Annotated in this window: 24 protein-coding genes; 19 read left to right on the forward strand and 5 right to left on the reverse strand. The window is 69.8% G+C overall.

Annotated features, from left to right (window positions below; genetic code table 11):
- Positions 1 to 281: 281 nt before the first annotated feature.
- From FHR66_RS20635 to FHR66_RS20655, 5 genes are all read left to right on the forward strand, one after another.
- The gene (locus FHR66_RS20635; RefSeq protein WP_202395011.1) at positions 282 to 2,570 is read left to right on the forward strand and encodes a TonB-dependent receptor domain-containing protein; all 2,289 of its coding nucleotides are present in this window, start codon (positions 282 to 284) and stop codon (positions 2,568 to 2,570) included.
- Positions 2,570 to 2,860 (forward strand): hypothetical protein, encoded by a 291-nt coding sequence (locus tag FHR66_RS20640; RefSeq protein ID WP_160971033.1) that lies wholly within the window; start codon positions 2,570 to 2,572, stop codon positions 2,858 to 2,860. Before FHR66_RS20635 ends, FHR66_RS20640 begins: the two co-directional genes overlap by 1 nt.
- Positions 2,850 to 3,122: a hypothetical protein gene (locus tag FHR66_RS20645; protein ID WP_160971041.1), complete on the forward strand. Its 273-nt coding sequence runs from the start codon at positions 2,850 to 2,852 to the stop codon at positions 3,120 to 3,122. The genes FHR66_RS20640 and FHR66_RS20645 overlap by 11 nt, the downstream gene beginning before the upstream one ends.
- Positions 3,119 to 4,666: a PepSY-associated TM helix domain-containing protein gene (locus tag FHR66_RS20650; RefSeq protein WP_160971031.1), complete on the forward strand. Its 1,548-nt coding sequence runs from the start codon at positions 3,119 to 3,121 to the stop codon at positions 4,664 to 4,666. The genes FHR66_RS20645 and FHR66_RS20650 overlap by 4 nt, the downstream gene beginning before the upstream one ends.
- 201 nt (positions 4,667 to 4,867) lie before the next feature.
- Positions 4,868 to 6,043, forward strand: a complete 1,176-nt coding sequence (locus FHR66_RS20655; protein ID WP_160971029.1) for a GGDEF domain-containing protein — start codon at positions 4,868 to 4,870, stop codon at positions 6,041 to 6,043.
- Between the two features lie 177 nt (positions 6,044 to 6,220).
- On the opposite strand, the gene FHR66_RS20660 is transcribed toward FHR66_RS20655, so the two are convergent.
- From FHR66_RS20660 to FHR66_RS20670, 3 genes are all read right to left on the reverse strand, one after another.
- Positions 6,221 to 6,691 carry an MEKHLA domain-containing protein gene (locus FHR66_RS20660; protein WP_160971037.1) on the reverse strand — a complete coding sequence of 157 codons (471 nt, stop codon included), beginning with the start codon at positions 6,689 to 6,691 and terminating at the stop codon, positions 6,221 to 6,223.
- Between the two features lie 138 nt (positions 6,692 to 6,829).
- Complete coding sequence (locus tag FHR66_RS20665) at positions 6,830 to 8,488, reverse strand: carboxylesterase family protein (protein WP_167088069.1); 1,659 nt, start codon at positions 8,486 to 8,488, stop codon at positions 6,830 to 6,832.
- Positions 8,489 to 8,633: 145 nt separating this feature from the next.
- Entirely contained in the window at positions 8,634 to 9,647 is a 1,014-nt protein-coding gene (locus FHR66_RS20670) for an alpha/beta hydrolase fold domain-containing protein (protein ID WP_160968610.1), read from the reverse strand.
- A gap of 347 nt (positions 9,648 to 9,994) precedes the next feature.
- Here FHR66_RS20670 and FHR66_RS20675 point away from each other — a divergent pair, with 347 nt between their 5' ends.
- The 9 genes from FHR66_RS20675 (at position 9,995) to FHR66_RS20715 (ending at position 18,018) form a co-directional block, all read left to right on the forward strand.
- Positions 9,995 to 10,819 carry a 2-keto-4-pentenoate hydratase gene (locus tag FHR66_RS20675; RefSeq protein WP_167088071.1) on the forward strand — a complete coding sequence of 275 codons (825 nt, stop codon included), beginning with the start codon at positions 9,995 to 9,997 and terminating at the stop codon, positions 10,817 to 10,819.
- Positions 10,820 to 10,853: 34 nt separating this feature from the next.
- Positions 10,854 to 11,849, forward strand: a complete 996-nt coding sequence (locus tag FHR66_RS20680) for a TRAP transporter substrate-binding protein (protein ID WP_160968608.1) — start codon at positions 10,854 to 10,856, stop codon at positions 11,847 to 11,849.
- A 10-nt stretch (positions 11,850 to 11,859) separates the two neighbouring features.
- Positions 11,860 to 12,378 carry a TRAP transporter small permease gene (locus FHR66_RS20685; RefSeq protein WP_160968606.1) on the forward strand — a complete coding sequence of 173 codons (519 nt, stop codon included), beginning with the start codon at positions 11,860 to 11,862 and terminating at the stop codon, positions 12,376 to 12,378.
- A 2-nt stretch (positions 12,379 to 12,380) separates the two neighbouring features.
- Positions 12,381 to 13,664 carry a TRAP transporter large permease gene (locus FHR66_RS20690; protein ID WP_160968604.1) on the forward strand — a complete coding sequence of 428 codons (1,284 nt, stop codon included), beginning with the start codon at positions 12,381 to 12,383 and terminating at the stop codon, positions 13,662 to 13,664.
- 166 nt (positions 13,665 to 13,830) lie between these two features.
- A complete protein-coding gene (locus FHR66_RS20695) occupies positions 13,831 to 14,889 on the forward strand; it encodes a LacI family DNA-binding transcriptional regulator (RefSeq protein WP_010343057.1) in 1,059 nt (352 codons plus the stop codon).
- Between the two features lie 124 nt (positions 14,890 to 15,013).
- Positions 15,014 to 15,403, forward strand: coding sequence for a VOC family protein (locus FHR66_RS20700; RefSeq protein ID WP_160968600.1), 390 nt, complete (start codon positions 15,014 to 15,016; stop codon positions 15,401 to 15,403).
- Positions 15,404 to 15,561: 158 nt separating this feature from the next.
- Positions 15,562 to 16,416, forward strand: a complete 855-nt coding sequence (gene kduI, locus FHR66_RS20705; RefSeq protein WP_160968598.1) for a 5-dehydro-4-deoxy-D-glucuronate isomerase — start codon at positions 15,562 to 15,564, stop codon at positions 16,414 to 16,416.
- Between the two features lie 62 nt (positions 16,417 to 16,478).
- Complete coding sequence (kduD, locus tag FHR66_RS20710) at positions 16,479 to 17,234, forward strand: 2-dehydro-3-deoxy-D-gluconate 5-dehydrogenase KduD (protein WP_160968596.1); 756 nt, start codon at positions 16,479 to 16,481, stop codon at positions 17,232 to 17,234.
- 127 nt (positions 17,235 to 17,361) lie between these two features.
- Entirely contained in the window at positions 17,362 to 18,018 is a 657-nt protein-coding gene (locus tag FHR66_RS20715) for an RpiB/LacA/LacB family sugar-phosphate isomerase (RefSeq protein WP_160968594.1), read from the forward strand.
- A gap of 81 nt (positions 18,019 to 18,099) precedes the next feature.
- Here the strand turns inward: FHR66_RS20715 and FHR66_RS20720 are convergent, their stop codons facing one another.
- The gene (locus FHR66_RS20720) at positions 18,100 to 18,618 is read right to left on the reverse strand and encodes a hypothetical protein (protein ID WP_160968592.1); all 519 of its coding nucleotides are present in this window, start codon (positions 18,616 to 18,618) and stop codon (positions 18,100 to 18,102) included.
- A 562-nt stretch (positions 18,619 to 19,180) separates the two neighbouring features.
- On the opposite strand from FHR66_RS20720, the gene FHR66_RS20725 reads away from it, so the two are divergent.
- From FHR66_RS20725 to FHR66_RS20735, 3 genes are read left to right on the forward strand one after another with little or no spacing between them, the layout of a single operon-like run.
- Positions 19,181 to 19,855, forward strand: a complete 675-nt coding sequence (locus FHR66_RS20725) for a CsgG/HfaB family protein (RefSeq protein WP_160968590.1) — start codon at positions 19,181 to 19,183, stop codon at positions 19,853 to 19,855.
- A 20-nt stretch (positions 19,856 to 19,875) separates the two neighbouring features.
- Complete coding sequence (locus tag FHR66_RS20730) at positions 19,876 to 20,247, forward strand: DUF4810 domain-containing protein (RefSeq protein WP_160968588.1); 372 nt, start codon at positions 19,876 to 19,878, stop codon at positions 20,245 to 20,247.
- Complete coding sequence (locus FHR66_RS20735) at positions 20,244 to 20,903, forward strand: DUF799 domain-containing protein (protein ID WP_167088073.1); 660 nt, start codon at positions 20,244 to 20,246, stop codon at positions 20,901 to 20,903. The genes FHR66_RS20730 and FHR66_RS20735 overlap by 4 nt, the downstream gene beginning before the upstream one ends.
- Before the next feature lie 54 nt (positions 20,904 to 20,957).
- On the opposite strand, the gene phhA is transcribed toward FHR66_RS20735, so the two are convergent.
- Positions 20,958 to 21,848: a phenylalanine 4-monooxygenase gene (gene phhA, locus FHR66_RS20740; RefSeq protein WP_160968586.1), complete on the reverse strand. Its 891-nt coding sequence runs from the start codon at positions 21,846 to 21,848 to the stop codon at positions 20,958 to 20,960.
- Between the two features lie 126 nt (positions 21,849 to 21,974).
- Between phhA and FHR66_RS20745 the strand changes: the two genes are divergently transcribed.
- Positions 21,975 to 22,454, forward strand: a complete 480-nt coding sequence (locus FHR66_RS20745) for an Lrp/AsnC family transcriptional regulator (protein WP_160968584.1) — start codon at positions 21,975 to 21,977, stop codon at positions 22,452 to 22,454.
- Positions 22,455 to 22,686: 232 nt separating this feature from the next.
- On the forward strand, positions 22,687 to 24,888 hold the full coding sequence (locus tag FHR66_RS20750) for a TonB-dependent siderophore receptor (RefSeq protein WP_160968582.1): 2,202 nt from the start codon (positions 22,687 to 22,689) through the stop codon (positions 24,886 to 24,888).
- The last annotated feature ends 97 nt before the right edge of the window (positions 24,889 to 24,985 follow it).

Raw genomic sequence — 24,985 nt, forward strand, 5'->3', positions numbered from 1 at the left:
AGCTCCTGCACCTCGCCTATGGCGTCCTCAAATCGGGCACCGCGTTCGACCCGAAAAGGGGCCTTGCCTGCTAGGGGGTAAGACGGTATCTACGACCGCTCGCGGCCCCCGCGACCCCGAGGCCCAACTCCAAGGCCCGAGGCAAACCTGCCGCCCATCCCAAATCCCATAGCGGCCTCGCCCCCGCTCTGCTAAAGTCCGCGCCCAGCGCTGCCGGGTCCGGCAGCCGGGCACAGCCGCCGCCATGCCTTCATCCGTGAGTCTTTCGGGGGGAGTGGTGCATGCGCGTCGCGCGGTCGGTGTTGTCCTTGTCTGTGGTGTCCGTCTTACTCGGCTTGTCGCCGCCAACGCGCGCGGCTGCCGCCGATGCCGCACCTCCCCCCGATCCCACCACCCTCGACCAGATCGTCGTCACCGGCGAGAAGAGCGGCCGCAGCGTGCAGGACACCACCAGCTCGGTCGCCGTCACCACCGAAGCGCGCATCGAGCAGGAGAACCTGCAGAACGCCTACGAGGTGTTCAACCGCACCGCCAACATGGCGCAGACCTACGGCGACGCCGGCTTCAGCATCCGCGGCATCCGCAACATCGACGGCGGCAGCGATGCGCCGCTGGCCACCATCTACCTGGACGGTGCCGCACTGCCGTGGAAGGCGATCAGTTGGGCGCCGCTGAGCCTGTGGGACCTGCAGCAGGTGGAAGTCCTGCGCGGTCCGCAGTCCACCCTGCAGGGCGAAAACGCCCTGGCCGGCGCGATCGTCCTGCGTACCGCCGAGCCGACCATGGACTGGCAGGGCAAGCTGCGGGTGCTGGCCTCCGACCCGTCCGACCGCAGCCTGGCCGGCGCGGTCGGCGGGCCGATCGTCGCCGACGAACTGGCGTTCCGCGCCTCGGTGGAGCAGCGCAGCTTCGACGGCTACAACTGGAACCTCACCCGCCAAGCCGCCGACGACGCGCAGGTCTCGGCGATCTACCGCGGCAAGCTGCTGTGGACGCCGTCGGCGATCGCCGGGCTGAAGGTGCAACTGGGCTACACCCGCTCGCACCGCACCGGCCCATACATGTACAGCTACGTGCGCACCGACCTGCCCGACTATGCCGAGCACCGCTACGCCACCAACAACACCCCGGACCGCACCCGCAGCGACAGCGACATCGTCACCCTGCAGGCCGATTACGCGCTCTCCGACGCCTGGTCGCTGTCCTCGGTCAGCGCTTGGAACAAGGTCACCTCGTCCAGCATCTGGGACATGGACCATGGCCCGGACAACGCTGGCTACGCGCAGCGCCAGCTCGACGACACCACTGCCTCGCAGGAACTGCGCCTGCACTACGCCGGCGCCTCGGTGCAGGGCCTGATCGGCGCGTACTGGGCGCGGCATGTGGAAGACAACAACGCGCAACTGTTGAACAACGTCGCCACGCCGACCACGACCATCGCCGGCCTGCTGCGCGGCGCCGGCTTCCCGGCCGCCACCGCCACCGCGATCGCCACCCGCTACGCGCAGGCCTTGCCGGTGATTCCGGTCGACTACGTCAGCGCCAGCCCGACCCGCTCCAGCAACCGCGCGCTGTTTGCCGATGGCCAGTGGCAGGTCGGCAGCGGCTTCTCGCTGCTGGGCGGGCTGCGCTACGACCGCCAGCGCTACGCCATGGCTTCCGACACCACCGCCGCCTTCGCCGGCCGCTATCCCGACCCGGCCGCCTTCGCCGCCAGCGGCACCGCGCTGTACCGCGCGATCGTTGCGATCAACCAGGGCGTGGCCGGCATCGTGCGCTCGGCCAACGGCGAAGTGGCATGGAACACGCGCGACTTCGATGCGCTGCTGCCCAAGCTCGGGGCGCGCTACGACTGGAGCCCGGACCTGTCGACCAGCCTGGTGGTGCAGCGCGGCTACCGCTCCGGCGGCTCCAGCTTCAACTCCGCGCGCAGCCAGGCCTTCCCCTACGACCCGGAATACACCTGGAACTACGAGGCCTCGCTGCGCTCGCAGTGGTTGGACCGGCGCCTGACTCTCAACGCCAACGCCTACTACATCGACTGGAAGGACAAGCAGACCACCGCCTACTTCGGCCTCAACAGCTTCGACTACAACACCGTCAACGCCGGCCGCGCGCATCTGTACGGGGCCGAGCTCGAGGCCAGCCACCGCCCCAACGAAGCCTTCGACTGGTACGGCTCGCTCGGCTACGCGCGCACCCGCTACGACAGTTTCACCACCGTCGCCGGCGCCTCGATCATCGACTACGCCGGCCGCGAGTTCGCCTACGCGCCGCACTGGACCGCGGCGCTGGGCGCCAACTGGCGCTTCGCCGACGGCTGGCTGGCCAACCTCAACGCCAGCTTCCGCGACCGCGTCTACACCGATGTCGGCGCCGGCGCGGTGCAGCTGGCCTCGCGCACCGTGGTCAATGCCAAGTTCGGCTACGAGACCCTGGACTGGAGCGCGTGGATCTTCGCCAACAACCTGCTCGACCGCCACTACGTGCAGTACCGCTGGGCCACCGATCCGGTCGCCATCCTGGGCGCGCCGCGCGTGGTCGGCATCGGCTTCGAGGCGCGCTGGTGATGCCTGCCGTTGCCACCGCCGGCTATCTGCTGGCCGCCGCGCTGGCGGCGCTGGCGTTCTACCTGGCCACCGCGCACCAGCGGCTGTGTCCGGCGTGGCGGCGGCACGCACGCGCGCTGCGCGTGGCCGGCACGCTGTTGTGCGTGGTGGCGCTGGGCGCGGCGATCGTCGCGCTGGGCGTGTGGGCCGGCGTCTTCGCCGCGTTGAGCGCGACGATGCTGGCGGCGGTGGCCTTGCCGTACCTGGATGCCTGGCGGCAATTGCATGGGGGCGATGCCGATGTGGGCTAGGTGGCTGGCGGCGATCGTCCTCGGCCTGCCGCTGGCGGTGGGCGCGATCGGACTGTGCGTGCTGCTGTGGCCGGGCAACCTGCAGGTGCACACACTGCCGTGGCTGTTGCTGGTGTTCCCGGCATGGATCGGTGCGATGTCGCTGGCCTTCGTGTTCCGCAGCGGCGCACGCGCGTGGCTGTGGCTGGGGACGGCGACCGCGCTGTGCTACGTGGCGCTGTTCCTGCTCAAGGCCAGTCATCTCGTGCAGGTGACTCCATGAAGGCCGCGACCCTGCGCCAGTTCCTGTCGGCGCACAGCTGGATGGGCCTGCTCGCCGGCATGGCCTTGTTCATCGCCTTCTATGCCGGGGCGATCAACGTGTTCACCCACGACCTGGAGCAGTGGCCGCGGCCGCCAGCGGTGCGCGCGCCGACGCTGCCGCCGGAACAGGCCACGCAGGCGCTGGCCGATGCGGTGCTGGCACGGCATCCGGCGCTGGCCGAGTCCTACACGCTGATGCTGCCCGGCGAAGGCCGCACGCTGCCGCAGTTCTATGCGTTCGGCCCGGCCGCGCAGCAGGCCTTCGGCGGCATCGTGCAGTTCCAGCCCGGCGCCGATGGGCAACCGGTGCAGCTGCCGCAGCGCAGTGGTTTCGTCGACTTCCTGTACGACCTGCACTTCACCGCCGGCTTGCCGCGCACCTTCGGCACCTACCTGTTCGGCGTGGTCTGCCTGCTGTACGGGCTGGCTCTGGTCAGCGGCGTGGTGCTGTACGCGCCGGTGCTGCTCAAGGACCTGTTCGCGCTGCGCCGCGGTCGCAACGTCAAGCGCCTGTGGCAGGACGCGCACAACGCCATCGGCATGTTGTCGCTGCCGTTCCACGTGATCTTCGCCTGGTCCGGCGCGGTGCTGACCCTGGGCGTGCTGTTGCTGGCGCCGTTCCAGTACCTGGTGTTCGACGGCAAGCTGATGCAGGTGCTGCAGCCGGACTTCGAACTGGCCCCGCACGTGCAGCCCGCGCACGTGGCCGCACCGATGCTGCCGGTGGCCGAGCTGGTGGCGCGGGCGCGCGCGGCCAATCCCGGCTTCGTGCCGGAGAGTCTGTCCTTCCACGATGCCGGCGACGCCAACGCGCAGGTGGAACTCTACGGCTACCAGGACCAGCGCCGGCTCAATACGCTGGCCGGCGTCGCCCTGCGCGCGGCCGACGGCAAGGTGCTGCGGGTGCTGTCGCCGCAGACCATGTCGCCGGGCGTGGCGTCGCTGCGCGGCCTGCAGACCCTGCACTTCGGCAACTACGGGCGTTGGCCGCTGCAGTGGCTGTACTTCCTGCTCGGGCTCGGCGGTGCGTTCCTGTTCTACAGCGGCAACCTGCTGTGGGTGGAAGCGCGACGCAAGCGTCGTCAGCACGCGCAGCCGCTGCGCACCCACGTCATGGCACGGCTCACCACCGGCGTGTGCCTGGGCTGCGTGGCCGGGGTGTCGGCGCTGTTCGTGGCTGCGCGCCTGTTGCCGCCGGGGATGGAGCGCGGTGCGTACTACGCCGTGTTCGCGCTGGGTGTGGCCTGGGCGCTGCTGCGGCCGACCGCGCGTGGCGCCTACGAACTGCTGCTGGCCTGCGCGGTGCTGACTGCACTGGTGCCGTTGGCCGGCTTGCGCGGCGCCACCGGTTGGGTGGCACCGTGGAGCAGCGGCACGCTGCTGGCGATCGACGCCTGTGCGGTAGTGCTGGCCTGGGCCTATTGGCAGATGGCGCGCGCCGCGTACCGCCGCGGGCAGGGCGGCGATCCGCACAGTGTGTGGGCGTTCCCGCCGTTGCGCTGATGCTTGCCTGCCGCGTCACGCCGGCGCGGCAGGGCACCACTGTCACGCAACCGATCGTCCCAAAAGTGGACAATCACGCGCCGGTGCTTTTTCATGGTCGCGACGTGGGCACCGCAGCGTCCGCGCGAACCGAATCGGGGCACACGATGTGATGTGACCTGATCCGCACTTCGCGCCGCGTTGCCGTCGACAGGGGACTGCATGCACGAGCGTTACCAGGAGCCAAACGACGCGCCGCCGGGCGAGGCCTACGCGGCGCAATTGCGCAAGGGATTCGCCGGGCTGCGTTTCGATCCTCCGCTGGAACGGGCGTATCGCCACTACACCGCCGCCACACTGGGCTTCGCGCAGCGCGTGGCGGCCTCGCTGGGCGTGTTGATCGCGCTGCTGCTGCTGGGCTGGGACGCGGTGCATTTCGGCTGGCGCGGCGGCGGTCTGCCCGGCTATGCGGTTGCGGTGCGAGCAGCGACCCTGTTGGCGCTGTTGTGGGTGGCCGCCGCGATCCACCGGGCCGACACGCACGGGCCCGGCCGTGCCGCGTTGTTGTTGCTGGTCGGCGGCACCGGGCTGGTGCTGTCGAGCATCGGCTACCCGCCGCAGGAGCTGCGCTATGCGGCGGCGGTGATGACCCTGGTGATCGTGGCCGGCTTCTTTCCGCTGGGCATGGCGCTATGGCAGAGCGTGGCGGTGGCGCTGCTGCTGTGCGCGATCAGCGCCGTGTCCGGCCACCTGCTGCTGGACGGCGCGGCGCACGATGCCTACCTGCGCCTGCAGTGGCTGCTGTGGACCGCGGTGCCGGTCGGCGCGGTCGGCGGCTACCTGCGCGAACACTCGCGCCGCGAAGGCTTCCTGCAGCGGCGGGTGCGCGACGACGAAGCCTTGCGCGACGCGCTCACCGGGCTTGGCGACCGCCGCCGCTTCGACGAACACCTGGCGGTGGCGCTGGCCGAGCGCGGGCGCCTGCAGCGCGGGCTGGCGCTGATCCTGGTTGAGTTGGACGGCTTCGCCGCGCTGGCGCAGCGCAGCGGTGCCGGTGCCGCCGACCGCGCGGTGCTGGAGGTGGCCGAGGCCATGCAATGTCTGCTGCGTCCGCTGGATGTCGCCATGCGCATCGGCGCCGATCGCTTCGCCCTGGTGCTGTACGACGCCAGCGGTGCGCATCTGCGCCAGGTGGCGCCGGCGCTGCGCGACATGGTCGAGGTCATGGCGATCGCGCAGGAGACGGCGGACGCGCGGCCGCTGACGGTCAGCGTCGGTGCGCTGCTGGCCGCGCCCGAGGACACGCCGGCCACGCTGATGCAGCGCGCCGAGGCGCTGCTGGATTCCGCGCGCGCCGTCGGCAACCGCGTGGTGCTGGCCGAGGACACCGGTTGGTAGCGCGCGATGCGCGCGCGTGCGCGGTGCCGGATGCGGCGACAATCGCCGGCGCTGCCGGCGCACGTTCACTCCGCTGATCGCGACACCGGCGGGCGCAACGCGCGATACGTCGCCGCGCTCCAGTCAGCGCCATCCCTTCGCCCTTGGGCGCCAAGGCTGGAACCCGCACTTGGCGTACTAGTCCAGCGCCACGGTCTGGCGAGGGCTCGGCCAGAACAGGGCGGCCTGACCCCACCCGGCGGCGCTGCCGAAGCCCAACTGCCAGATTTCGCCATCATGGATGAGGAAGCTGTTGCCCAGCTTGTCGACCCGTGGCCCGCTGTAGCCGCCGGTCAAGCCGTTGCGCTTGACGGTCTCGAGCAATCGTTGCCGTTCGGCGCGATCGGATGGGCCGGCGCTCAGGCGGGACGGCAGTGAGAGCATCTCGCGCTCGCTGTACTTGAAGCAGTTCAAGGCGCAGCGATTGGCGTAGAAGAACACGGGATCGGTGCCGGCGTCATGCGCGAGGATGGCGTACGGCGCATGCGTGTGCAGCCAACGATAGCGATCTGCGATGGTGTCGGGGCAATACAGCCGGTGACCGCTGAGCGCGCGATAGCAGTCGTCGATGCGCGCGAGCAAGATCAGTTGGCGATCAGAAGGCGGCATGGGTGCGTGTAAGTCGCCCGCAGGAGCGGGGATTGTCGCGGACACTGCGCGATCGTGGACGTGACGCCGCGCATGCTGTGCGCATCCTCGGCGGTGTGTCTACGACGTTGTCACGCACGCGAGGCGGCGCACGGACGCTCAGAACGTCCCGCGCTGCACGAACGGCACCTGCGCGTAGAGCCGGCGCTCGCCGCCGCGCGGGTCGTGTGCCAGGCGGCTGTCGGTGTCGAACAACAGGGTTTCGCGCTGAGCCAGCGAATACGGGTCCCAGCGCGGCAGGCCGGCGTGGTTGGGGTCGCCATGGCGGGCGAAGGCCAGCAACGCTGCGCTCATCGCATCGGCCATGCGCTGCGCGTCGGCGCCGTCGCCGGTGCGCGACCCGGGCTGGCGGATGTTGTCGAACACCAGCGGGATGTCCAGGGTGTGGAAGGCGCCGAACTTGCCGCCGTCCAGCGGCGAGCCCCAGTCGAGCTGGTACACCCAGGTCGGTGCGCCCTGGCGCGCGCGCGCCTCGGCTTCCTCCACCGCGCCGCGCCAGGAGCGGCCGGCGGTGGTCGCGGCGAAGAACACCTCGCTCGGCGTGTAGTGCGGATACAGCCGCCGGTACTCGGCGATCACCACCTGCGGCGACAGGTCCACGAACTGCTCCTGCGCCAGCTTGTCCGGCAGGGCCTCCCAGCTCAGCGCGAAGTTGGCCGGATCGTGGCCGAGGAAGGCGCGGGTCTCGTCATGGGTGTTGCCGATCACCATCGGGATGCGCGCCGATTGCGGCGGCGCGTCCGGCCAGAACGGATGCCGGTGCAGCACCTGCGCATCCAGCACCGGGCCCAGGTACAGCGCGGTGGTCTCGGCGCGCGACGGGTCGGGCGTGCGCGTGGCCTCGAGCACGCGCTGTAGCGGCAGCGTGCGCAGCGTGTCCAGTTGCGTTGATTCCAGCTTCAACGCCTGCAGCAGCAACTGCGCGCGCTGGCTGGCGGCGCGCGGCCCGGCGGCGGTGACCTGCTGCCCGCTCATGGTCCAGGCGCGGTGGAACAGGCCCTGCGCGGCCGGCATCGCCATCAGCGTGGCGATCTTGGCGCCGCCGCCGGACTGGCCGAACACGGTGACGTTGCCGGCATCGCCGCCGAACTCGGCCGCGTGCGCGCGCACCCATTGCAGCGCCTGCACCAGGTCGAGCTGACCGACGTTGCCGGAGGCGGCATAGGCGTCGCCGCCGAACGGCGCCAGGTACAGATAGCCGAACGCGTTGAGGCGGTGATTGACGCTGATCACCACCACGTCGCCGCGCTGGCACAGGCGCACGCCGTCGTACAGCGGGTCGCTGCCGGAGCCGTTGTTGTAGGCGCCGCCGTGGATGTAGAACAGGATCGGGCGCTTGGCGTCGTCGCGCAGGCCCGGGGTCCAGACGTTGAGGAACAGGCAGTCCTCGCTGACCGGCTCGGACCCGCCGCGCTGCGGCGCCGACGCGGCATAGGCGCTGCAGTCGCGCACGCCGTGCCACGGCTGTTCCTGCAACGCCGGCTGGAAGCGCCGCGGCGCGGTGTCGGCGCCGTAGGGAATGCCCTTGAACACGCACACGCCCTGATCGCGCACACCGCGGATGCGGCCACTGCGGGTGCGTGCCAGCGGCGCAGCCGGCGTCGACAGCGCCGCGGTCGCCAGGCCCGGCAGCGCGCCGCTCAAGACCAGGGCGCCGAGCGCGGAGTCGCGCAGGAAGCGGCGGCGGCCATGGTCGTCGGGGATCGCCGCGTCGGGCGCGGCAGGGGGCGGGGCGGGCAGGCGAGGGCGGGCGGTCATGCGTGGATGGGGTCCTGGCTAGGCGATCGGAGACGTGGAAGGAGTGGCAAGCGGCAGCGGGTGCGACTGCCGGCGACCCCGCCGCGTGATGGGTGTGGGCGGGCCGGGCATCGCCGCGTGGTGGAGGCGGTGCCCACGGCGAGGCTCACGGCGTGCCTGCCGGCGGCGCGATCGGCGCGCGAGCACTCGGGTCGTCCTGCACGTTGCGCATCCAGCTCAGCGCCAGTTGCGGCCACGCCGCCAACGGCAGGCCGGCAATACCGCGGGTGCCGAAGCCATGGCCGCCGTGCGCGAACAGGTGCAGCTCGGCCGGCACCCCGGCCTGGCGCAGCGCCTGGTAGAACAGCAGGCTGTTCTCCTCCGGCACCACCCGGTCGTCCTGTGCGTGCACCAGGAAGGTCGGCGGCATGCCGGCGTGCACGCGGTTCTGCAGCGAGTAGGCGGCCGTGGTCGCCGCGTCCGGGTGGCGGCCGAGCAGGCGTAGCCGCGAGCCGGTGTGCGCCGCGGTGCCGCTGCCCATGTCGATGACCGGATACAGCAGCAGCAGGAAATCCGGCCGCGCGCTGACCCGGTCGATCGCATCGCGGGCCGGGTACACCGGGTCGTCGTAGCGGGTGCCGAGGCTGGCGGCGACGTGACCGCCGGCGGAGAAGCCGATCGCGCCGATGCGGTGCGGGTCCACCCCGTAGTCGGCGGCATGTGCGCGGATCAGGCGCAGCGCGCGCTGCGCGTCGGCCAGCGGCTGGTCGCGCGCGTCGGCGCCATCGGTGGTCGCGTCGGGAAGCCGGTAGCGAAGCACGAACAGGGTGATGCCGGCCTGTTCGGCGAAGATCGGCACCAGTGCCGTGCCTTCCTTGTCCAGCACCACGCGCGCATAGCCGCCGCCCGGGGCAACCAGCAGGGCGCTGCCGTTCGGCGTCTTCGGCCGGTACACCACCAGGTAGGGCTGGTAGCGGCCGCTGAGCGCGCGATCGGGCAGGGCCGGATCGTCGCTGCGCTCGACCAGGCGCGGTTGATCGGGACCAGCCGCCGATCCCGGCGCCGGACCGGGCCACAGCGGCAGCCGCGCCGCCAGCTCGGCGGCGCTCTCGCTGGCCGGCCGCTCGGCCGCCGCGGCCGTGCCGAGGGCACCCAGCAGCAGGCCCAGCGCCGCCAGCACCGCGATGCAGGGACGGGACCGATGACTGCCGCGGCGCGGGGACAAAGGTTCGGCGGGGCGTAGACGGGTGGGGAGCAGCAGGGCCGACATCGTCGAGATCTCCGTCGTGGATGGAAGAAACCCGCGTGGCGCGTGACCGACGAGGGCGGTGGCCCCAGTGTGCGCGTGGCCTGCGCCAACGCATGACGCTGTGTTGCTGTTGCTGTTGCTGCTACCGATTCCCGATTCCCGATTCCCTGCTCTTTGCCGCACCGCACATTGCCAATGACACCGGTTTACCATATACAACGGCGCAACGCGCTGTCGATGCGCGGCGCAGCAATTCCCCGACCCCCATCCTTGCGGAGATGCCCTTGAGCCTTCCTTCCGGCCCGTCGCAGACGCCACCGCCCGCGTTGGCCGACATCGCGGCCCGCTTCGTCCAGGCCCGTCGCCAGGGCCGCGCGCTGCCCGATTTCCCCGGCGTCATCCCGGACGATCTGGAGACCGCCTACCGCGTGCAGGACCTGGCGATCGCGCAATGGCCGGACCGCGTGGTCGGCTGGAAGGTCGGCTACATCGCCCCCGAGCGCCGCGACCACTCCGGGGACGAGCGTCTGCTGGGTCCGATCTTCGCCGCTGCGCTGTGGAATGCTACCGGTGGAACAGCGGACATCCCGGTGTTCGACGGCGGCTTCGGCGCGGTCGAGGCCGAGTACGTGCTGCGTCTGGATGCGGACGTGCCGGCCGACCAACTGGACTGGACCGCGGAACAGGCAGCGCAGGTCCCGTCCACGCTGTTCATCGGCGTGGAAGTGGCCAGCAGCCCGCTGGCCACGATCAACCAGCTGGGGCCGCGCGTGGTGATCTCCGATTTCGGCAACAACAACGGCCTGCTGCTGGGGCCGCAGGTGCCGGACTGGAGCACGCTGGACGAGACCGCGCTGCGCGCCGAAACCTGGATCGAGGGGCAGTGCGTGGGCAGCGGCGGCGCCACCCTGCTGCCGGGCGGCCTGCGCGCGGCGTTCGCGTTCGCGCTGGCGCGTTCGGCTAGGCGCGGGCGGCCGCTGCGCCGCGGCGAGCTGATCGCCACCGGCAACGCCACCGGCATCCACGACATCGCCATCGGCCAGCAGGCGACGATCCGCTTCGACGGCTACGGCGAACTTCACTGCAGGGCGGTCGCGGCCTAGGCTGCGACGGCAATGACGCGCGGGAGGGCGCAGCATGATCACTCGTAGACGATTCCTGGGCGCGGGCCTGACCGCGGCGGCCGCGGCCGGCGTGCCGCTGGGCGCGCTGGCGCAACGCGGCCAGACGCGCCTGCTCACCGCCACCGACGTGCACGTGGCCGACTACCCCACCGTGGAGGCGGTGCGCTGGTTCGGGCAGACCCTGGAGCAGAAGACCGGCGGCCGCCTGCGCCTGCGCCAGTACCACTCCGGCCAGCTCGGCCGCGAGGCCGAGGCGATCGACATGGCGCGCTTCGGCGCCATCGACATCACCCGCGTGTACTCCGGCGCGCTGAACAACGCCTTCCCGCTGACCCAGGCGCTGTGCCTGCCGTACGTGTTCGACTCGGTGGCGCACCTGCGCCGCGCGATCGACGGCCATGTCGGCGACAGCATCCTGCGCAGCTTCGAACGGCGCGACCTGGTCGGGCTGGCGATCTACGACTCCGGCGCGCGCTGCTTCTACAACACCAAGCATCCGCTGCGGCAGCCCAAGGACCTGCACGGGCTCAAGCTGCGGGTGGCGTCCTCGGACATCTTCCTCAAGTTGATGCGCATGCTCGGCGCCAACCCCACGCCGATGTCGCTGGGCGAGACCTTCTCGGCGATGGAGACGCACATGATCGACGGCGCCGAGAACAACATGCGCAGCTTCCAGTCCAGCCGCCACTTCGAGGCCGCGCACTACTGGTCGCAAAGCGATCACTCCTACGCGCCGGACGTGCTGGTGATGTCCAGGCGCAGCTTCGAAGCGCTGGCGCCGGACGAGCGCGCGCTGGTGCTGGAGACCGCGCGGCAATCGGTGACGGTGATGCGCCGGCTGTGGGACGCCTCCGAGGCGCAGGCGCGGCAGCAGGTGATCGACTACGGCGTGGCCATCAACGCGGTGGACATGCCCGCCTTCCGCAAGGCCGCCGCGCCGCTGCTGGCCGAGTACCGGCAGCAGCCGGAGATCGAAGCCCTGTACCGCCGCATCCGCGATTTCGCCTGAGTCCATGCCGATGACCGACCACGACCCCGCCCTCCCGGTGCCGCCGTTGCAGCGGCTGCTGGACCGCATCGCCAACCTCGCCATCGGCATCGCCGCCGCGGCCCTGCTCGGGCTGGTGGTGGTGCAGGGCTGGCAGGTGTTCACCCGCTACGTCCTCAACGATTCGCCGAGCTGGACCGAGCCGGTGACGCTGCTGCTGCTGAGCACGGCGATGAGCCTGGGCGCGGCTGCCGGCGTGCACACGCGCCGCCACTTCGGCTTCTTCCTGCTGGCCGAGACGCTGCACGCCACCCTGCGCCGCGTCATCGACCTGCTGCGCCCGCTGCTGGTGGCCGCCATCGGCGCAGTCATCGCGTGGTGGGGCGCGGTGCTGCTGCTGGACGGGCTGGACATCAAGATCGCCGGCGCGCGGATGCCGCAGAGCATCAACTACCTGCCGCTGTCGATCGGCGGCGCGCTGATGAGCGTGTTCGCGCTGTACCAGGCCTGGCGGGTGCTGCGCCCGGGCACCACCATGGGGAGGAACTGAGCATGGCCATCGCCATCCTGCTGGGATTGTTCGTGGTGCTGCTGCTGATCGGCGTGCCGGTGGCGTACGCGCTGGGCACGGCGGCGCTGGCCACGCTGCTGTACCTGGACCTGCCGGCGGTGGTGCTGGTGCAGCAGATCTCCGCCGGCAGCGGCTCGGCATCCCTGATCGCGATCCCGTTGTTCATCTTCGCCGGCGAACTGATGCTGCGCGGCGGCATCTCCGACCGCCTGATCGCGCTGGCCTCCTCGCTGGTCGGGCGCATGCGCGGCGGCCTGGGCCAGGTCAGCGTGCTGTCCTCGCTGTTCTTCGGCGGCGTGTCCGGCTCGGCCATCGCCGACGTCTCGGCGGTCGGCGGCACCATGATTCCGCAGATGATCAACCGCGGCTACGACCGCGACTACGCGGTCAACGTGAGCATGACCGCGGCGCTGGTGGCGCTGCTGGTGCCGCCCTCGCACAACCTGATCCTGTTCTCGGCCGCGGCCGGTGGCGGCCTGTCGATCGCCGACCTGTTCGCCGCCGGCATCGTCCCGGCGCTGCTGATGACCGCGGCGATGATGCTCACCGGCTACGCGGTGGCGCGCTCGCGCGGCTACGGCACCGAGGCGTTCCCGGGCTGGCGCGCAGTGGCGCTGCGCCTGGTGGGCGCGCTGCCGGGCCTGGGCCTGGTCGCGCTGATCTTCGTCGGTATCCGCGCCGGCATCTTCACCGCGGTGGAGAGCGCGGCGATCGCGGTGGTGTACGCACTGCTGGTCACCGCGCTGCTGTACCGGCAGTTGCGCTGGGCCGAGTTCTTCGCCGCGGTGACGCACGCCGCGCGCACCACCGGCGTGATCCTGTTCGTGATCGCCACCGCGGCGGTGTTCGGCTGGCTGCTGGCCTACCTGCAGGTGCCGACGGCGGCGGTGCACTTCCTGCAGTCCATCGCCCACAGCCAGCACACCGTGCTGCTGATGATCGTGGTGATGCTGCTGCTGCTGGGCATGTTCATGGACCTGGCGCCGAAGATCCTGATCTGCACGCCGATCTTCCTGCCGGTGGCCAAGGCCTACGGCATCGACCCGATCCATTTCGGCCTGGTGATGGTGCTGGCCGGCGGCATCGGCCTGATCACCCCGCCGGTGGGCTCGGTGCTGTTCATCGGCACCTCGATCGGGCAGATCACCGTCGCCCAGAGCATGCGCACCATCTGGCCGTTCTGGCTGGCGGCGCTGTGCGTGCTGCTGATCGTGGCGTTCTTCCCGGAGCTGTCGCTGTGGCTGCCGCGCGCGCTGCGCGCCTGATCCGGCCCGGCGGCGACTGCGGGCCGTTCGCGCCGAGCGCCGCTGCCGGCGTCGGCGCCTCGCGGCCCGGCGCCGGGGTGGTGCGCCTACACCGCTTGCGTGACCGTACGCTGGAGCGAGCATGACACCCAGTAGAATCCCCTTTCTTTCGTCCGGTCTTCCGTCCATGGCGCCGAACAAGCCCCGTCCCGCCGATGCCCCCGCTTCCGCCCACGGCAAGGCCGCGACGATCAACGACATCGCGCGCCTGTCCGGGGTGTCGAAGAAGACCGTGTCGCGGATCATCAACAACTCGCCGCTGGTGCGCAAAGACACCCGCGAGAAGGTCGAGGCGCTGATGCGCGAGGTCGGCTACGCGCCGGACCCGCTGGCGCGCGGCCTGGCGTTCCGCCGCTCGTTCCTGATCGGCATGGTCTACGACAACCCCACCGCGCAGTACATCGTGGACATGCAGTACGGCGCGTTGGACGCGCTCCGCGGTTCCAGCTTCGAGTTGGTGGTGCACCCGTGCGACAGCCGCAGCCCCGGCTACATCGAGGGCGTGCGCCGCTTCGTGCAGCAGCAGAAGCTGCACGGGGTGATCCTGGTGCCGCGCGCCTCCGAGGACCAGGCGCTGGCCGACATGCTCGCCGGCATCGGCGTGCGCTACACCCGTATCGCCTCGCTGCCGCTGGACGACACCTCGCAGATGGTGGTCACCCACGACCGCGACGGCGCCGCCGAGGCCGCCGACTACCTGCTGTCGCTGGGCCACCGCGACATCGCCCTGATCACCGGCCCCAGCGCCTACCGCTCCGCGCACGAGCGCACCGCCGGCTTCATCGACGCGCTGACCCGGCGCGGCATCGAACTGCCGCCGGCGCGCATCGTCGAGGCCGGCTACACCTTCGAATCGGGCGTGGCCGCGGCGGAGAAGCTGCTGCTGGGCAAGCAGCGCCCCAGCGCGATCTTCACCGGCAACGACGAAATGGCCGCCGGCGTGTACAAGGTCGCGCTGCGCGCCAACATCAACATCCCGCGCCAGCTCTCGATCATCGGCTACGACGACAGCCCGCTGGCCTCGCGGCTGTGGCCGTCGCTGACCTCGGTGCGCCGCCACACCCGCGACACCGGCCGCACCGCCGCGGCGATGCTGATCCAGCCCGAGGGCACGCCGTCGCTGGCGGTGGCCAGCGTGCGCCCGCACCTGATCGTGCGCGACTCCTGCCAGCCGCCGGAAGACTGAGCACGGCGCGGCGGGTGTAGACTGCCCGCCGACCGTGCGGACACCGCTCCGCCCATCGAAGGCCCGTTCCGTTCCGGCACCGCCCGGGCGGACCCACGCGGCCTTCCTGCGAGGAGCCTTCGCCATGTCGTCCCCTGTCCCTGCCGCCGTCGCGGTCCGTTTCGGCCGCCTGGCGCCGACCGTGCCCGTCGCCGAGATCGCCCGCGCCGTCGCCTTCTACACGGAACGGCTAGGGTTCCGCAGCGTGTTCCAGAACGGCAGCCCGGTCGGCTTCGTGATCCTGAAGAAGGACGACGCCGAATTGCATCTGACCCTGCGCCCCGGCCACCGCGGCAACACCAGCAACGTCGCCCATCTGCTGGTCGACGACGCGGCGGCGCTGCACGACCACCTGCAGACCCAGGGCGTGCGCATCATCAAGGCGATCCGCGATGCCGACTTCGGCCTGCGCTGCTTCGTCTTCGCCGACCCCGACGGCAACCGCATCGACGTCGGCCAGCCGCTGCCGCGTTGAGCCGCTGCGCCGCCCGGCGGCGCAGTGCTGTCCATCCCCAATCCCGAATCCCCAATCCCGGCCCTTCGTGCACTGCGGAATGACACCGGTTTACCAGACCCGCTAGACTGTCCTCCGTGGCGGGCTGCCGCATGCCGTCGCCTGCACTGGAGAAGCCCATGTCCCTGTACTGCAAGACCCACTACGCCACCCATCCCGACGCGATCAAGGGCGCCAGCAACGACCAGTTGCGCGACCTGTACCTGCTCGACGGCCTGTTCGTGGACGACGCGGTGACCCTGAAGTACACCCACTACGAGCGCTTCGTGCTCGGCGGCGCCGCCCCGCGCACACGGGCGCTGACGCTGCCGGCGCAGACCGAGCCGGCCTCGGCCGCCGGCCACCCGTTCCTGGAGCGGCGCGAGCTGGGCGTGATCAACGTCGGCGCCGGCAGCGGCACCGTCACCGTCGACGGCACCGCGTATCCGCTGGGACCGAAGGACGGTCTGTACGTGGCGATGGGCAGCGTCGAGGTGGTGTTCGCCTCCGACGACGCGGCCACGCCGGCGCAGTTCTACCTGGCCTCCACCCCGGCGCATGCGCGCTTCGCCACCAAGCGGCTGTCGATCGCCGAGGCGGTGGCGCTGGACCGCGGCGCGCTGGAGACCAGCAACGAACGCACCATCTACCAGTACATCGTGCCGGCCACCTGCCAGTCCTCGCAGTTACTGCTGGGCCTGACCGTGCTCAAGCTGGGCAGCGTCTGGAACACCATGCCGCCGCACCTGCACGATCGCCGCAGCGAGGTCTATTTCTATTTCGACCTCGGCGCCAACGACCGCGTGTACCACTTCATGGGCGAGCCGGACGCGCAGCGCCACATCGTGGTGCAGAACAACGAGGCGGTGGTGTCGCCGCCGTGGTCGATCCACATGGGCGCCGGTACCGCCAACTACGCCTTCATCTGGGCGATGGGCGGCGAGAACCTCGACTACACCGACATGCACGTGCTGGACATCTGCCAACTCAAGTAGGCCGCCGTCCGCGCCGTGCCCCGCCACCGTCCCCGCCGTTCGCATCCTCTAGGAGCCCCCGCATGACCCATCCGTTCAGTCTCGAAGGCAAGGTCGCCCTGGTCACCGGCGCCAACACCGGCCTCGGCCAAGGCATCGCCGTGGCCCTGGCGCAGGCCGGCGCCGACATCGCCGCCGCCGGCATCCAGGCGCCGACCGAGACCGAGGCCAAGGTCACCGCACTGGGCCGGCGCTTCCTCGCCATCGAGGCCAACCTGATCAGCATCGCGCCGGTGCAGCGCATCCTCGACGAGACCCTGGCCGGCCTCGGCCGCCTCGACATCCTGGTCAACAACGCCGGGCTGATCCGCCGCGCCGACGCGGTGGACTTCAGCGAGCAGGACTGGGACGACGTCATGAACGTCAACATCAAGTCCGCCTTCTTCATGTGCCAGGCCGCCGGCCGCCACTTCATCGCCCAGGGCAGCGGCAAGATCATCAACATCGCCTCGATGCTGTCGTTCCAGGGCGGCATCCGCGTGCCGTCCTACACCGCCAGCAAGTCCGGCATCGCCGGCATCACCCGCCTGCTGGCCAACGAGTGGGGCGCCAAGGGCGTCAACATCAACGCCATCGCCCCCGGCTACATGGCCACCGACAACACCGCGCAGTTGCGTGCCGACGCCGCGCGCAACCAGGCGATCCTGGACCGCATCCCGGCCGGCCGCTGGGGCGTGCCGGAAGACCTGGGCGGCACCGCGGTGTTCCTGGCCAGCAGCGCCTCGGACTACGTCAACGGCACCGTGATCCCGGTCGACGGCGGCTGGCTCGCCCGCTAAGCAGAGCGCGTGGCCTTTCCCTTCCCCCACCGGGGGAAGGTGCCCGCAGGGCGGATGGGGGTACGCCCGCCGCCGAACCATCCCAGCCAAACCTCCCCATCACCCAAACCCCCACCAAAGGACCCCCATGAAAATCGCTCTAATGAACGAGTTCAGCCAGGCCGCCAAGAACCCGGTGATCCTGCAGCAGCTCAACGACGTCGCCGCCGCGCAGGGCCATAGCGTGTTCAACGTCGGCATGGACGGCGACGCCGACCACCGCCTGACCTACATCCACCTCGGCATCTGCGCCGGCCTGCTGCTCAACGCCGGCGCGGTGGACTTCGTGGTCGCCGGCTGCGGCACCGGCCAGGGCGCGATGATGTCGCTCAACGCGCACCCGGGCGTGTTCTGCGGCTACTGCATCGAACCCACCGACGCCTACCTGTTCGCCCAGGTCAACAACGGCAACGCGCTGGCGCTGGCCTTCGCCAAGGGCTACGGCTGGGGCGCGGAAATCAACGTGCGTTATATCTTCGAGAAGGCCTTCAGCGGCGAGCGCGGCATGGGCTACCCGGCCGAGCGTCGCGAATCGCAGCAGGCCAACGCCGGCATCCTGACCCAGGTCAAGCAGGCCCTGGCCAAGTCCTACCTGGACGGCCTGCGTGCGCTGGACCCGGAACTGGTCAAGCAGGCCGCGGGCGGCGCGCGCTTCCAGCAGTGCTTCTTCGACAACGCCAAGGACGCCGACCTGCGCGCCTTCGTCGCTGGCGTGCTGGGCAAGGCCGACGCGGCCGCGGCCTGAGGTCGCAGAGACACCCGGGCGCATTCGCCCGGTCGCGTGTCCGCCAAACGCCCCGCACCTGCGGGGCGTTTGCATGCGGACTTACTGCACCAGCAGCAGGCCTTCCGCCAGCGGATAGTTCCGCTCCGGGCAGGCGATATGCATGCTGTCCACCACGTAGAACGTCTGGCCCAGCTTCTGCTCGGTGTGCACCAGGTAGGTCAACGTGCCGCGCGGCGCGTACAGCTTGGCCAGGATGCCGTGGCCGACCAGCAGCCGCTTCAGGTCCTTGGCGAAGTTGTTGGCGATGGAGTTGGTCTGGCTCTGCGCACCGACCTGGCACGCCATCAGCACGATCTCCTCGAACGACTCCTTGCCCAGCCCCTTGGCCAGCAGTTGCTGCAGGAACGCCTCCGGCGTCAGCCCGGCAAAGACGTTGACGTTGCCGTGCGAATTGATCACCAGGCGCTTGCCGCGGGTCTTGTTGCTGGGCGACAGCGATGTCGCGTCGAGCATGGTCAACGCGTGCGACTGGGTCTCGCCGAAGTGGGATTGCAAGGCCTTCAGCTTGGCGCCGCGCTGATCCGCCTGATCGCCGTTCAGGCCGACATAAATGAGCATGAGGAGTCTCCCGACGCACAGGACCGCCAACAGGTGTTGGGCGGGAGCGTCCGGGAATCCGGGGTGACCGCGTCGTGGCGCACCGATCTCGCTCGCTGCGCAGCGTAGGTGCGCCATCGGTGGCGCCGGGATCGGCGCATTGCCGATTTGCCGACGTGTACCGGCCGATCCGTGTCGCGGTGCAGCTTGTCGCAGCTGCCAGCCGCCGCAGCGGCCCGGCCTGACTGTGCGGCGACGCGAGGACGCGCTGTCCGTGTCCTGGGGCATCGCGACGCGCCTGCAAAACACGCCTAAAGTTTCAGGTGACCCCGCCGATACCCGTCACCTAGTTGGGTCCCGCTGCGTCGCGGGACGACATGGATTTTTCTTTCCCTGCCCTGCGCAGGAGGGTCATGGAGCGACATCAATCTTCCGCTGTGCCTGTTCTCTCCCTCTCGCCGATGGCACGCATCGCGTCCTATGCACGCGGTGCGCGCATGCGTGTGGCATGCGGCGACGCTGGGCAAGGGCAGAGCCGCTGGCGATGCATTTTTCTCGTAGCTGTATCAACAAGGGGTAGTCGATGAAGGACAGTGTGATCAAGGGGACCATGGGGTTGGCGCTTGCGTTGGGCCTGGCGGCTTGCGCGACCGAAACCCATCAGAGCGTCAAGCCGCAGACCGTGGCGGCGGCCAGCGTGCCCTACGCCGGCGCACGCGCGCCGATCGCGGTGGGCAAGTTCGACAATCGCTCGTCCTTCATGCGCGGCCTGTTTTCCGATGGCGCGGATCGTCTGGGCAGCCAGGCCAAGACCATCCTGATCACCCACCTGCAACAGACCAATCGCTTCCGCGTGCTGGATCGCGACAACATGGGCGAGATCAAGCAGGAAGCCCAGATCAAGGGGCAGGCGCAGCAGCTCAAGGGCGCCGACTATGTCATTACCGGCGACGTGACCGAGTTCGGCCGCAAGGAGACCGGCGATACGCAGCTGTTCGGCATTCTCGGTCGCGGCAAGCAGCAGCAGGCCTATGCGAAGGTCAGCCTGAACGTGGTCGATAGCGCGACGTCCGAAGTGGTGTATTCGGTGCAGGGTGGTGGCGAGTACACCTTGTCCAATCGCGAGATCGTCGGTTTCGGCGGGACCTCCAGCTACGACTCCACGCTCAACGGCAAAGTCCTGGATCTGGCGATCCGCGAGGCCGTCAACAATCTCACCACCGCGGTCGACGCCGGCGCATGGAAGCCGGTCAAGTGACCCGCAACGGACCCTCGCCCATGAACACCATCAACGTCCGCAAGCGGATCTGGCTCGGCGCCTGCGCCATGCTCGCGCTGGTCGGCTGCGCTCACCAGAACGCATCGCTCTACCAGTGGGGCAGCTACCAGGATCAGGTCTACAGCCACTTCAAGGGCGATAGCCCGGAGCAGCAGATCCAGGCGCTGGAAAAGGACCTGCAGGTGATGCAGGCCGCCAATCGCAGGCCGCCGCCGGGACTGCAGGCGCACCTGGGGATGCTGTACGCGGAAACCGGCAACGATGCCAAGGCCCAGCAGCAGCTCCTCGCCGAGAAGGCCCAGTACCCCGAGTCCACCACGTACATCGATCTGCTGTTGAAGAACGGCAGCAACGCGAGGAGCGCGCAATGAAGAACGTCGCAAGAATGGCCTGCGTGGCCGTGCTCGGTCTGCTGCTGAGCGCCTGCGCGACGCAGCCGATGTCCCGGGATTACAGCGCGTACAAGGCCAGCAAGCCGCGGTCGATCCTGGTCCTGCCGCCGGTCAGCCATGCCCCGGATATCAACGCCAGCCTGAGCGTGCTGTCGGTGACCACGCTGCCGTTGGCCGAAGCCGGCTACTACGTGCTGCCGGTGGCGCCGGTCTACGAGACCTTCAAGCAGAACGGCATCACGGTGGCCGACGAGGCCCAGGCGGTCGCGCCGGAGAAGCTGCGCGAGATCTTCGGAGCCGACGCGGCCCTGTACATCACCGTGGAAAAGTACGGGGCCGTGTATCAGATCATCAACAGTGTGGTGGTGGTTTCAGCCAACGCCAAGCTGGTGGATCTGCGCACCGGGACGGTGCTGTGGCAGGGCCAGGCACAGGCGTCGAGCGGCGAAAATCAGAACAACGCCGGTGGCGGCCTGGTCGGGATGCTGGTGACGGCGGCGATCAATCAGGTCGTCAACCAGGTCACCGACCAGGGGCATCAGATGGGTAACGTGGCCAGCCAGCGTCTGCTGTCCGCCGGCCACCCTGGTGGTCTGCTGTACGGACCCTACAACCCGAAGTACGGCACCGATTGACCCTGCGCCATGCCCGTCTCCGTCAGGTTCGGCGGAGACGGGCATGGCCGCACCTCACACGTCGCCGCCGTCCGCCCAGCCTTCGCCGCTGCCGGCATGGAACACGCGGTCCTGCGGCTGCACCTGGCCGGCCGGCAGATGCGCCTGGTCGGCCAGCGCCGCATAGATCGGGGTGAAGTCCGGCGAGGTCGCCTGCATCAGCTGCTCGAAGCTGTCGATGACGAAGTAGGTCTTCTGGTAAGTGTCGATGCGGTAGCGGGTGCGCATGATCCGCTGCAGGTCGAAGCCGATGCGGTTGGGCGCGTCCGACTCCAGCGAATACAGCGATTCGCCCTTGGACGAGACGATGCCGGCGCCGTAGATGCGCAGGCCGTTCGGCGTGTCGATCAGGCCGAACTCCACCGTGTACCAGTACAGCCGGGTCAGGTTCTGCAGCGCCTCCGGGCCGATCGCATGCGCCTTCACCCCGCCGCGACCGTAGGCCTGCATGTAGTCGGCGAACAGCGGGTTCATCAGCAGCGGCACGTGGCCGAACAGGTCGTGGAACAGATCCGGTTCGGCGATGTAGTCGATCTGCTCGGGACGGCGGATCCACCAGGTCACCGGGAAGCGGCGGTTGGCCAGGTGGTCGAAGAAGTCCAGCTCCGGCAGCAGCCCCTCGACGCCGACCAGGGTCCAGCCGGTGGTCGCCTGCAGTACCGCATTGAGCGCGTCGAAGCGCGGGATCGCCTGCGGACTCATGCCCATCGCGTCCTGCGCCTGCAGGAACTCGTCGCAGGCGCGGCCGACCAGCAACTCGCGCTGGCGCGCGTACAGCGTGCCCCAGGTGGCGTGGTCGTCGGCGCTGTAGCTGTCCCATGGCTGGGTCACCACGGCGGTGGTGTAGACCGGCACGTAGCCCTTGTCGGTCTGCTGGTGTTCGACGCGGCGCGGTGCGGTGTCCATGGTCGACGCTCCGGAAAGGGATGCCACGATGGTAGGCGCGCAGCCACGCAATGGGCTTGCGAAGTTGCAGGGATCCACGCACTGCGCGCAAGATTGTTGCGTATATTCCATGTTGCAGAGCAATAAATGACCGGAACACCGACCTTCGACCGCACCGACCTGCGCCTGCTCGCCCTGCTGCAGCGGCAGGGCCGCGCCAGCAATGCCGAACTGGCCGCACAGGTGAACCTGTCGCCCTCGGCCTGCCTGCGCCGGGTGCAGCGGCTGGAGGCCGAGGGTGTGGTCGCCGGCTACGCCGCGCGGCTGGTGCCGGCGGCGATCGGCCTGGGCCTGCAGGCCTTCGTCCGCGTGCAGTTGGAGAAGCACGGCCAGAGCGGCATCGCCCATTTCGCCGACAGCGTGCAGGGCTGGGACGAGGTCGTCGCCTGCCATGCGCTGACCGGCGACATGGACTACCTGCTGCACGTCTACGTCCGCGATCTGGCGCACTTCTCCGCGTTTCTGCTGGACAAGTTGCTCAACGCCGCCGGCGTCGCCGACGTCAATTCCAGCTTCGTGCTGCGTACCGTCAAGGACTTCGCCGGCCTGCCGTTGCCGCGCGGCTAGCGACCGAACCCGGGTGTGCCACTGCGTGTCGGCGCATGGCAGCCCTTGTTAAGTTGTTGCTAACGATTTACATTTGCGTTCTGCGACGGCCATCCATGGCCACAGCCCCTCCGCCAGCCCTCTTGGGCCAGCCACGCCGGTTTCCCCGCCGTGGAGCGCGGCTGCGCCTGTCCTTTCCTCCACCCGCGGCGCGACCGTGTCGCCGCTGCGCCCCACCCCGCGAGATCGATCCATGCTTCCCTCCGCTCCACGCCGCCTGCTGTCCCTCGCCGTGCTGTCCGCGCTCTCCGCCGCCTCGGCACCGTTGTTCGCCGCAGAGGCCGAGGTCGCCGCCGACGTGCAGCCGACCACGCTGGACAAGGTCGAGGTCAGCGGCAGCCCGAGCCGTGCGCAGCCGTCGACGACCACCCGCCTGCCGCTGACGCTGCAGGAGACGCCGCAGTCGGTGAGCGTGCTGGGCCAGCAGCGGCTGGAAGAGGAATCGCTGTTCAGCATCAACGACGTGATGCGCAACGTCACCGGCGTCAACGTGTCCTTCTTCGACACCCAGCGTCCGCTGTACTTCGCGCGCGGCTTCCAGATCACCGACTTCCAGGTCGACGGCCTGCCCACCTACAGCGGCTCCACCAACCAGGAATACGACATGGTCTTCTACGACCGCGTCGAGGTGATCCGCGGCGCCAACGGCCTGCTCAGCGGCGCCGGCATTCCCTCGGCCACGGTCAACCTGCTGCGCAAGCGCCCCGGCAAGACCTTCGATGCGTCGTTCGCGGCCTCGCTGGGCACGTGGGACTTCCGCCGCACCCAGGCCGACGTCACCGCGCCGCTGACCGCCGACGGCCGCTTCCGCAGCCGCTTCGTCGCCGCCTGGCAGGACCGCGACTACTACTACGACCACTACACCGAGCAGAAGATGTCGGGCATGGCGGTGCTGGAAGGCGACCTCACCGACACCACCACGGTCACCGTCGGCTACCAGCGCCAGGACAACGATCCAGTCGGCTCGACCTGGGGCACGGTGCCGTACTTCTTCGCCGACGGCGGCTTCGCCGACCTGCCCAGCTCCACCAACCTGGCGCCGAAGTGGGCGCGCTGGCAGCGCAACACCCGCACCACCTTCGCCAATCTGGAACAGCGCTTCGGCGAGAACTGGCTGCTGAAGGTCAACCTGGCGCGTACCGAGGGCGAGGTCGAAAACCTGCGCGTCTACGGCAGCGGCTATCCCCAACGCGACGGCAGCGGTATCTACCTGCGCGCCGCCGCCGGGCAGACCACCGACACCCGCGACGGCCTGGACGTGTACCTGTCCGGCAGCTTCCCGCTGTTCGGCCGCGACCACGATGTGGTCGTCGGCGGCAGCTGGCAGGACCTGCAGTCGAACACGCCGACCCTGGCGCTGCGCTATCCGGGCGACTGGACCACCTGCGGCCGCGAGCGCTGCTACTACATCCCGAACGTCTACGACTGGCAGGGCGATGTGGGCCAGATCACCACTGCCCGCACCGGTGCGCGGCGCGAGGCGCGCACCACCCAGCGCGGCGTGTACGCCTCGACCCGGCTGCGCCTGGCCGAGCCGCTGTCGCTGATCGCCGGCGCGCGCCTGAGTTCCTGGCAGACCCGCACCCAGGCCTTCGCGGCCGACGGCAGCTACACCGGCACCAGCGGCCGCTACCGGGTCAGCGACGAGGTCACGCCCTACGTCGGCCTGGTCTACGACATCACCCCGGCCATCTCCACCTACGCCAGCTACACCGAGATCTTCAATCCGCAGAACTACAAGGACAAGGACAACAACCTGCTGGCGCCGGTGCAGGGTTCCAACCTGGAAGCCGGCATCAAGGCGCAGCTGGCCGACGGCCGCGCGCTGCTCAGCGCCGCGGTGTTCGAGGCCAAGCAGGACAACTACGCGGTGCGCGACATGACCCAGCCCGAAGCCTCGCTGCCCGACGGCAGCTCGGCCTACATCGGCATCGACGGCACCAAGAGCCGTGGCTGGGAACTGGAGTACAACGGCGAATTGCGCCCGGGCTGGACGCTCAATGCCGGCTACACCCACGCCAAGGTCACCCGCGCGCCCACCGACGCGATCTACGCCAACCTGCCGGAGGACTATCTGCAGCTGTCCACCCAGGTGCGCCTGCCCGGCGCCTGGCAGCGCCTGAGCCTGGGCGGCGGCGTGAGCTGGCAGAGCGCGGTGCGTGGCTACAACATCCAGCGTCCGCTCGGCGACGGCAGCGCCGCCACGCGCCCGGTCACCGTGGTGCAGGATCCGTACGCGCTGGTGCATTTCAATGCCAACTACCAGCTCAGCACGCAGTGGACCGCGACCCTGGCGGTGACCAACGCGCTGAACAAGAAGTACTGGGCCAACCTGGACTACCAGAACTACGGCGAACCGCGTTTCGTCAGCTTTACGTTGCGCTGGCGGTACTGAGCGGCGGCGCATGGCGGGCAAGGACGCCCGTCGCGCAGCCTGATATGGCTGTGGCGGTGGCCGCTGTGGCGATGCGTGCCGATGGCCGGCACCGCGC

This window comes from Xanthomonas sp. F4 (assembly GCF_011761895.1).

Bases quoted from the DNA above. Each gene is read 5' to 3' on its own strand.
- kduI (WP_160968598.1), top strand. From the start codon at position 15,562: ATGTCCCTGTACTGCAAGACCCACTACGCCACCCATCCCGACGCGATC.
- FHR66_RS20730 (WP_160968588.1), top strand. From the start codon at position 19,876: ATGAACACCATCAACGTCCGCAAGCGGATCTGGCTCGGCGCCTGCGCC.
- FHR66_RS20745 (WP_160968584.1), top strand. From the start codon at position 21,975: ATGACCGGAACACCGACCTTCGACCGCACCGACCTGCGCCTGCTCGCC.
- FHR66_RS20660 (WP_160971037.1), bottom strand. From the start codon at position 6,691: ATGCCGCCTTCTGATCGCCAACTGATCTTGCTCGCGCGCATCGACGAC.
- FHR66_RS20665 (WP_167088069.1), bottom strand. From the start codon at position 8,488: ATGACCGCCCGCCCTCGCCTGCCCGCCCCGCCCCCTGCCGCGCCCGAC.
- FHR66_RS20725 (WP_160968590.1), top strand. From the start codon at position 19,181: ATGAAGGACAGTGTGATCAAGGGGACCATGGGGTTGGCGCTTGCGTTG.
- FHR66_RS20680 (WP_160968608.1), top strand. From the start codon at position 10,854: ATGATCACTCGTAGACGATTCCTGGGCGCGGGCCTGACCGCGGCGGCC.
- FHR66_RS20635 (WP_202395011.1), top strand. From the start codon at position 282: ATGCGCGTCGCGCGGTCGGTGTTGTCCTTGTCTGTGGTGTCCGTCTTA.
- phhA (WP_160968586.1), bottom strand. From the start codon at position 21,848: ATGGACACCGCACCGCGCCGCGTCGAACACCAGCAGACCGACAAGGGC.
- FHR66_RS20655 (WP_160971029.1), top strand. From the start codon at position 4,868: ATGCACGAGCGTTACCAGGAGCCAAACGACGCGCCGCCGGGCGAGGCC.
- kduD (WP_160968596.1), top strand. From the start codon at position 16,479: ATGACCCATCCGTTCAGTCTCGAAGGCAAGGTCGCCCTGGTCACCGGC.
- FHR66_RS20715 (WP_160968594.1), top strand. From the start codon at position 17,362: ATGAAAATCGCTCTAATGAACGAGTTCAGCCAGGCCGCCAAGAACCCG.
- FHR66_RS20650 (WP_160971031.1), top strand. From the start codon at position 3,119: ATGAAGGCCGCGACCCTGCGCCAGTTCCTGTCGGCGCACAGCTGGATG.
- FHR66_RS20645 (WP_160971041.1), top strand. From the start codon at position 2,850: ATGTGGGCTAGGTGGCTGGCGGCGATCGTCCTCGGCCTGCCGCTGGCG.
- FHR66_RS20720 (WP_160968592.1), bottom strand. From the start codon at position 18,618: ATGCTCATTTATGTCGGCCTGAACGGCGATCAGGCGGATCAGCGCGGC.
- FHR66_RS20690 (WP_160968604.1), top strand. From the start codon at position 12,381: ATGGCCATCGCCATCCTGCTGGGATTGTTCGTGGTGCTGCTGCTGATC.
- FHR66_RS20695 (WP_010343057.1), top strand. From the start codon at position 13,831: ATGGCGCCGAACAAGCCCCGTCCCGCCGATGCCCCCGCTTCCGCCCAC.
- FHR66_RS20700 (WP_160968600.1), top strand. From the start codon at position 15,014: ATGTCGTCCCCTGTCCCTGCCGCCGTCGCGGTCCGTTTCGGCCGCCTG.
- FHR66_RS20750 (WP_160968582.1), top strand. From the start codon at position 22,687: ATGCTTCCCTCCGCTCCACGCCGCCTGCTGTCCCTCGCCGTGCTGTCC.
- FHR66_RS20675 (WP_167088071.1), top strand. From the start codon at position 9,995: ATGCCCTTGAGCCTTCCTTCCGGCCCGTCGCAGACGCCACCGCCCGCG.
- FHR66_RS20685 (WP_160968606.1), top strand. From the start codon at position 11,860: ATGACCGACCACGACCCCGCCCTCCCGGTGCCGCCGTTGCAGCGGCTG.
- FHR66_RS20640 (WP_160971033.1), top strand. From the start codon at position 2,570: ATGCCTGCCGTTGCCACCGCCGGCTATCTGCTGGCCGCCGCGCTGGCG.
- FHR66_RS20735 (WP_167088073.1), top strand. From the start codon at position 20,244: ATGAAGAACGTCGCAAGAATGGCCTGCGTGGCCGTGCTCGGTCTGCTG.